This window comes from Streptomyces sp. NPDC060205, from assembly GCF_042728395.1.
GTDB lineage: Bacteria > Actinomycetota > Actinomycetes > Streptomycetales > Streptomycetaceae > Streptomyces.
On sequence record NZ_JBHWZP010000637.1, the window covers coordinates 1 to 1,423 of the forward strand.

The 1,423-nt window shown below is 68.2% G+C and carries 1 protein-coding gene; it reads left to right on the forward strand.

What is annotated here, in order from left to right; translation table 11 throughout:
• On the forward strand, positions 1 to 1,423 hold a 1,423-nt coding region (locus ACFWGJ_RS43685), incomplete at both ends, for a condensation domain-containing protein (RefSeq protein ID WP_387334547.1).

The following is a 1,423-nucleotide window of genomic DNA, read 5'->3' on the forward strand; positions in this document are numbered from 1 at the left end:
AGCGGTTGCTGCGTGAGGTGCCGGCGGCGTTTCGGACGCAGATCGATGATGTGCTGCTGAGTGTGCTGGGTGTGGTGTTCACCGAGTGGACCGGGTCGCGGTCTGTGGTGGTGGACGTGGAAGGCCATGGCCGTGAGGACGTCGGTGGGGACGTGGATGTGTCCCGGACGGTGGGCTGGTTCACCAGCGTCCATCCGGTGGAGCTCACCGCCCTGGTCGATGGCGATTTGGGTGCGCTTTTGCGTCGTACGAAGGAGTATCTGCGGGGTATCCCGCGCAAGGGTCTGGGCTACGGGCTCCTGCGTCACCTGACCGACTGGGTCCCGCGGGGTCAGGCAGAGGTCGGCTTCAACTACCTCGGACAGTCCAGCCGCCGACCGGACACGGCAGGCGACGCTGCCGCCAAGGACAGCAGCCGCGTCCGCTTCAGGCCGTCCGGCGATCCGCTCGGCGCGGAGCAGTCGGCCGAAGGTGAGCGTCCCCACCTGATCGAGGTCAACAGTCAGGTGGCCGACGGTCGTCTGGAGATGGTGTGGACGTACGGCGCCGAGGTGCACGATGAGGCCACGGTCACCGGGCTCGCGGAGCGGTACGTCGAGGTGCTGGCCGAGCTGATCGAGTACTGCTGCCGGCCGGGGACGGGCGGTCATACGCCGTCCGACTTCCCGCTCGCGCGGATCGACCAGGCCGCGCTCGACCGTGTCGCGGCCCGCGTCCCCACCGAGATCGAGGACATCTACCCGCTCACGGCCCTGCAGAAGGGCATGCTCTTCCACGGACAGCTGTCCGAGGACTCCGGCATGTACTGGGTCCAGAACGGCCTGCTCCTGGAAGGTGATCTGGACCTCGACGCCCTGAAGCGGGCGTGGGAACTGGCGATCTCCCGGCACGAGGTGCTGCGCACCGCCGTGGTGTGGGAGGGAGTGGCCGAACCGCTCGCCGTGGTGTCGCGGTCCGTCCCGCTGCCTCTGCGCGTGGTGGACTTCGCGCACCTCGACGAGGAGCGGCGGCAGGAGGCTTACGAGCAGTTCCTCGCGGAGGACTGGGCGCGTGGTGCGGACTTCACCGCGTCGACGTTGGTTCGTCTGGTGTTGGTGCGTCTGGGTGGGGGTCGGCATCAGTTGGTGTGGAGTTATCACCATCTGTTGTTGGACGGGTGGAGTGTGCCGATCGTCCTGGGTGAGGTGTTGGAGGCGTATCACGCGTTGCGTGTGGGGCGGTTGCCTGAGCTGGGTGTGCGGGCGGCGTTTCGTGAGTTCGCGGTGTGGGTGGCGGGTCAGGACGAGGGGGCTGCGCGGGAGTACTGGGCGGGGCGGTTGGCGGGGTTTGGTGAGGTGACGTCGCTGGGTGTGGAGCGGGTGACGGGTGAGGAGGGTTTGGAGGAGGTGCACCTGCGGTTGCCGGCGGCGGTGGCGGGTGAGGG